5 protein-coding genes are annotated in these 6,325 nt (G+C 36.3%); all 5 read left to right on the top strand.

Going from position 1 to position 6,325, the window contains the following annotated elements:
* The first annotated feature begins 82 nt into the window (after positions 1-82).
* The 5 genes from B8955_RS01705 (at position 83) to B8955_RS01685 (ending at position 6,156) form a co-directional block, all read left to right on the top strand.
* On the top strand, positions 83-1,402 hold the full coding sequence (locus tag B8955_RS01705) for a hypothetical protein (RefSeq protein WP_084097944.1): 1,320 nt from the start codon (positions 83-85) through the stop codon (positions 1,400-1,402).
* Between the two features lies 1 nt (position 1,403).
* A complete protein-coding gene (locus tag B8955_RS01700) occupies positions 1,404-2,237 on the top strand; it encodes a two-component system regulatory protein YycI (RefSeq protein WP_084097943.1) in 834 nt (277 codons plus the stop codon).
* An 18-nt stretch (positions 2,238-2,255) separates the two neighbouring features.
* Positions 2,256-3,923, top strand: a complete 1,668-nt coding sequence (locus B8955_RS01695; RefSeq protein ID WP_084097942.1) for a DUF2207 domain-containing protein — start codon at positions 2,256-2,258, stop codon at positions 3,921-3,923.
* 15 nt (positions 3,924-3,938) lie between these two features.
* Positions 3,939-4,754: an MBL fold metallo-hydrolase gene (locus B8955_RS01690; RefSeq protein ID WP_084097941.1), complete on the top strand. Its 816-nt coding sequence runs from the start codon at positions 3,939-3,941 to the stop codon at positions 4,752-4,754.
* A 94-nt stretch (positions 4,755-4,848) separates the two neighbouring features.
* A complete protein-coding gene (locus B8955_RS01685) occupies positions 4,849-6,156 on the top strand; it encodes a S1C family serine protease (protein WP_234983497.1) in 1,308 nt (435 codons plus the stop codon).
* Positions 6,157-6,325: the final 169 nt, after the last annotated feature.

The raw sequence follows: 6,325 nt of genomic DNA, 5'->3' as shown, positions 1-6,325 counted from the left end.
TCTGTACTGAAATCAAGGTATTATTGGGAATCCCAGCTTAAATCATAGATACCGTAAGGAATTTTATTCTTTATTTAAAACTTTGCAACAGAACCATCAAGATCAACAACCGAGTCGTTTATTATTACCCCGTCGATTAGTCACGCATAATAAAGAGGATAAGTTTGAATTGACGACGAATCATGATTTATTGGAGCGAACGAAAAATTATTTGCAAAATCTTCAGTATGATGAAGGAGCAGATATTGAAGAAATTGGGCTAGACACCTTCCGTGAAAACTGTAAAGACCAACGTTATGTTGAGGTCAAATATGCAGATGAAATGCCGAGTGCTTTATATGCTAACTTACCCGATCAATTAACTGAAAATGATGAAACCATGGCTTTTACTGCTTTCGTGATTTTCCCTAAAGATGATAAAGTCTACTTAATTTCAGAAGATCAGCATACTGCATATACGTTGTCACTAATCAACACGAATGATAATCAAAAATTGATTGATGATATTTTTGCTGCGGATGATAAGTATGCAGTGACGCCAGTCAATTTTGCTAAAGGTCGTCATTATATTATGAAGGATAAACAAGTGGTTCCGAAACAAACGTATATGTTAGAAAGACAACCCAATACCTTCTTCCTTAATGCGCTCTTCTCCTCACCTGGAGAAATCCATGATTATAGTGATGATGATTATTCAAGATATTATTCTAACAACCATCAATTAGCGATTGATAATAAGACGTATGAATTGAATTTTAACCATAATGTTGACAGTTCTGAGGATCAATCAATTCAAGATAAAATTAAAGCAAGTTTTAATAAAATGTCTGTTTTCTTCCCTGATCAAGAAACATGGTGGTTTGTCGGTTATGAATCAAGTAATCATACGATTACGTATCGAAAATTCATCAATGAATTACCAATTTTTGCCCCATATCATGTGTCTAAAACGGAAATTAAGATGAATGGGGATGACATTTCTAACTTACAAATGTCTAGTTTAACGATTCAAACACAGTTGACGGACTTGTCTGAAGACCTAGAACTAATGAGTGGAACAAATACTTTAGAAATTCTGCGGAATAATGGCATCGATACGAACGATATTGAAGATTTACAAATCGGTTATCGTTGGGTAGAAAGTCCAGATTCTAATCATTTGGTTGAATTGATTCCAACTTGGCATGTCAAACGTGATGGGGAATGGTACGCTCTGGAAGATTTAGTCGATATGTCTGATTATGATCATCTTAAATTACGCTATAAAGATTCTGGAGATGTTTTCCCTTGGGATGATTATTTAGAAGATACTAAAGACAAGCCAGTCGAACAAGAAGCGACACAAGAAGAAGTTTTCCATAATTCCGATATGGAAACAGCCAGTGAGACAGAGGAGGATTAACATGGCATTTCGTAAGATAGAATATCTTTTGATTGCAGCTTTTTTAGTGTTAAATGTCTTTCTCGTCTTTGTTTTTGTTGGTAAGAATGCGTTGCTGTTCTCATCACCTATTGATCAATCGCGTGTGGATGTGCAACAAGAGATGCGAGATAATGATATCCAATTTATGACGCCTGAGGATAAAGTTAGGGAAGAACCCTTTATTCGGGCGCTTATGCAAGAATTTAATGAAAAAGACATTGAACCATTAGCGGAAAATACTTACGATATTGATTTATCTAATCGGAGCCGTCTGATTGGGACACTTAATAATCCTTTAACGTTAAAACAAATTAATAAGGATACCCAAGCTAAAAATCTGTCTGATGATGCGTTGAAACCATTAGATGATTGGATTGGGGAACATGTTTACCAAGGCGACCAATACCGATTTGTTGCGTATGACAATAATCAGCGTATGATTACTTATATGCAAGAATCGCGTACGGATTTACCTATTGTCGATGGTACTGGGGAATTGGTCTTTAATTTGAATGATGATTATAACGTCGAAATGTTTAATCAAACCTACGCTGGAGAAACCAAAGCTCAAGGTGAAAAACGACAACTAGTTTCTGAAAAACAAGCTTTAGAAAATCTATATTTGAATAATAAAATTCAAAAAGGGGATAAAGTCGTTTATGAATTTTTAGGGTATTATCAAACGTTAAAAGTTGATAATATGAAAATATATAATCCTACTTGGGTATTTTTTATCCAAAATGGGGATGGCGTTTTTGAACGTTTACATGTTGATGGTGTGAACGGCACTATTGTACAAGACAAAGTCAGTTAAAAAGATTTGAGGGAAATAATGACGAAATGGTTATGGCGAATAGTTGCTTGCCTTAGTATGTGTTTGATTGGAGTATTGGGTAGTGAATCAATTGCTAATGCTGCCGAAATTAGTCAATATGATGTGGATGTTTCTATTGCTGCTGATGGGACGATGACGAGTAAAGAAAACATACACTATCATTTAGATAAAAAACAAAAATTGCTTCCTCACCAAATTGCTGAGGGTGATAATGGCGAAATCGGGTCACTATCAATAGGGATGAAAGCAAAAGAAGCAAAAGATTATTTTCCTTTTGCGCAAAGCCCTACGAAAGATTTAGGGACCTATACACTAGAAGGCCAGTCCAATATGTATAAACTAGAACTCTTCAATCAAATGGAAGAGGGCGATTATATTGGGCAATACGAAACTCAAATTCAAGATGCATGGATTAATTATGGGGAATGGCAAGTATTAGATTTATCGTTTTTAAATGCGCCCTTAGCAAGTAGCAATGATACGATTGTTTTTCATTTTCCTGAAGCTGTTAATCAAGATGCCGTGAAATGGCACGTTCCTAATAGTGATGCTGTCTCCTTAAATTGGAAAAATGATCAAGAATTAGTGGTTGAAGTTGGTAACCGTCCTAAAAATGAAGGGATCCAACTTCAGCTAGTCGTACCTGAAGAGGTATTACCAAATAATCACACGAAAGGTTCCGAATCAGAAGGTAACCAAATTGTCCAAGGAATTGAAGATAAGCAACAAGCTGCTCAAGCAGAAATCACTCGCCAACAACGAATCATAAAAATAGCGAGCGTATTATTATTTTTAGCCATCTTAGGCTTCATTGGATTTAGTTTATGGAAGAAAAAAACAACAGCGCAACGTCTTAGTCATGTGGACCAAACCTTATTAACTCAAACGAATTGGACACCGGCAATGATTGCTCATTTCTTATACCATCCATCACAATGGATAACCACGCTGCTTATCATGATGAATTTAGTCAATGAAGGACATTTAGCTTTGCGTTTCCAAACGAAAGGCAAGCAAATTACCGATATTTATGTTCAAGATCAACATGCTGTGACGCAAACGCATGCGGAATCTTTATTCATGAAGGCATTGAAAATTCAGCATAATTTAACTGGTGAAGATTGGGTGTCAATGAATGAATGGCAAACGAACCGTAAACGTGATTTTCGCCAGTTGGAGCAACAATTAGTGAAGACCACGAAACGCACCATTAGAAAACAACATGTCTATGATTCTGTGAATAAAGGATTAACACTCGTTTGGTTACTCTTAATTGTGTTATCATTAGGGGTATTGGTGATTAGTATTTATTGGCAAATGAGTGGCCACTTTACCCTTTATTGGCCGGTATTATTACTCATAATTGGGCTAATTATATTGTGGTTAAGTTACCAATGGCTATTACCATTGAAATCAGAACATGGTGTGGCTGTCGCTAAAAATTATCGTGGACAATTGAACCAATTAAAAGATTCGCAACAAATTACTGATCAGTTACGATACAGTCAAGATTCAGGACTTACGTATCTGTATTCTTGGTTGACAGGTGATAATCGCGCCTATGCTAAGGCAATTGAGACGTCACCGTACACCATTGATTTAGCGGAAACGATGTCACCAGTTCAGAATTTAACATTAAAACAATTACGAATAAAATTAAAATAAGGAAAGGATGACGTCATGGAAACAAGTGACAATGATTTTACAATGCGTGTTTCCATGCTCAGTAGCAGTAGTAAAGGAAATAGCACTTATATTGAAACCCCTAAACGTAAAATATTAGTGGATGCAGGATTTAGTGGGAAACAAATGCAACAAAAATTAGCCAAAATTGGTCGAGATATTCGTGACGTTGACTCTATTTTTGTGACTCACGAGCATTCTGATCATATTAAAGGCCTAGGTGTCCTGGCACGTAAATATGATGTCAATCTCTATGCGAATGAAGACACGTGGCAAGCCATTGGACAAAAATGTGGTGTCATTGATCCCTTACAAAAGAATGTGATTGAACGTGGAGAACGTCTGACACTAGGCGATATTGATATTCAAAGTTTTGGTGTTAGTCATGATGCCGCAGATCCACAGTTCTACGCTTTTCAAAAAGATGGGCGACAATTTACGATTTTAACAGATACGGGATATGTCAGTGATAAATTACGTGGGTTATTACGCAATTCAGATGTTTTCCTTATTGAAAGTAATCATGACTTAGATATGTTGCGCATGGGGCGCTACCCATGGTCGTTAAAACAACGTATCCTAGGCGATAAAGGGCATTTATCCAATGATTCTAGTGCCTTAGCGATGTCGGAAATGATTGGTGATCGCACCAAACGTGTTTATCTAGGACATTTATCTGAAGAAAATAATTTAAAATCGTTAGCTTATCAAACCAATGCGACATTATTGTCTGAGCAAGGATTAGGGGTTAATGAGACATTTGAGTTAAAAAATACGGATCCGCATGAACCAACAGATCTGTTTGAATTATAATCTTAAGGAAAATATAAAGATAAATCATTAAAATCTTCACAAAAAATCCTTATAATATGTAAAAGTGTAAAGAAAACAAGGAGGCAGCATAGCAGTGTATACGGATAATCAAGAGGAAAAAATTCCTAAAAACCCTAATGAACCACATAAACCAGAACCGAAAAAAAATCATAAACCATGGATTCCAGCTATAGTTGGTGGTTTAATTGGTGCCTCACTTGTTGGGACGGTTGGTGCTGTGGTTGATCATAATGATGGCGATTCTGTTAGTCAAGAACAAGTTGAAAAAATTGTTCAGGAACGTGTTCAAGAAGAGGCTGATAAACATAAAGATGGCAATAAACAACAAGCTTCTTTAGATGTCTCAACAGATGTGACGGAAACTACCGCTAAAACGCAAGATGCTGTTGTCTCTGTGGCTAACTTAGCAAACAAAAAATCAACAATTGACTTATTTGGTTTCGTTCAACCAGACCAAAAATCAAGTGATGGTAATAGCAGCGAAGACGATTATGAAACGGCTTCTGAAGGTAGTGGAGTTGTCTATAAAAAAGACGGGCAATATGCTTATATTGTGACGAATAACCATGTTATCGATGGTTCTGATGCTTTAGAAGTCTTATTAAATAACGGTGACCAAGTCAAAGCTGAATTAGTGGGTACCGATGTATGGACCGACTTGGCGGTTCTTAGAATACCTGCTTCAGCAGTTGATACCGTGGCTGAATTTGGGGATAGTGATTCTCTTAAAGTAGGAGAACAAGCCATCGCTATTGGTTCACCTTTAGGATCTGAATTTGCTTCAACAGTTACTCAAGGAATTATTTCTGGTTTAAATCGAAATGTTCCTGTTGACTTAGATGGCGATAAAACGATGGACTGGCAAGTTAATGCGATTCAAACAGATGCCGCGATTAACCCTGGTAACTCAGGTGGTGCTTTATTAAACTCTGCAGGTCAAGTGATTGGTATTAACTCAATGAAAATTTCTTCTGGTCAAGTAGAAGGAATGGGATTCGCGATTCCGTCTAATGATGTGAAAACGATTATTGATCAACTAGAAGCTAAAGGCCATGTGGAACGTCCACAATTAGGCGTTGCGATGGCTAATTTAAATCAAATTCCAATTGAACAACAAGATGAAGTGCTTAAAGCACCTGATAATCTAGAAAATGGTGTCGTTGTCGTAGATATCGATTCTGACTCTCCTGCAGCTAAATCAGACTTAAAAGTAAATGACATTATTACTTCATTCAATGGTCATGAAGTAACAGATAACGTCAGTCTAAGAAAAGCATTGTATGATGCCAAACCAAATGAAAGAGTTAACGTAGAGGTTTATCGGAATGGTAAAAAACAAACAGTAACCATTCAATTAGAACCTCAATCTGAAAATCCTTAATTATCATAACTATTTAAGAAGCGGGCTTGCTGCTCGCTTCTTTTTATTTTATCGAAATTATTTTTAAAAATGAGAAATGATTAATAATACTATTGATTAAATGAGTGAATATTTGACAATGATGAGAGCTTTCGCTAATATTAACCACAACTATAAACAACGTTAGAAT

Origin of the sequence: Aerococcus suis, from assembly GCF_900176325.1 — a bacterium.
GTDB classification, from domain to species: domain Bacteria; phylum Bacillota; class Bacilli; order Lactobacillales; family Aerococcaceae; genus Aerococcus; species Aerococcus suis.
Note: the sequence above shows the minus strand (reverse complement) of the source record. Positions and strands in the feature narration are given on the sequence as shown.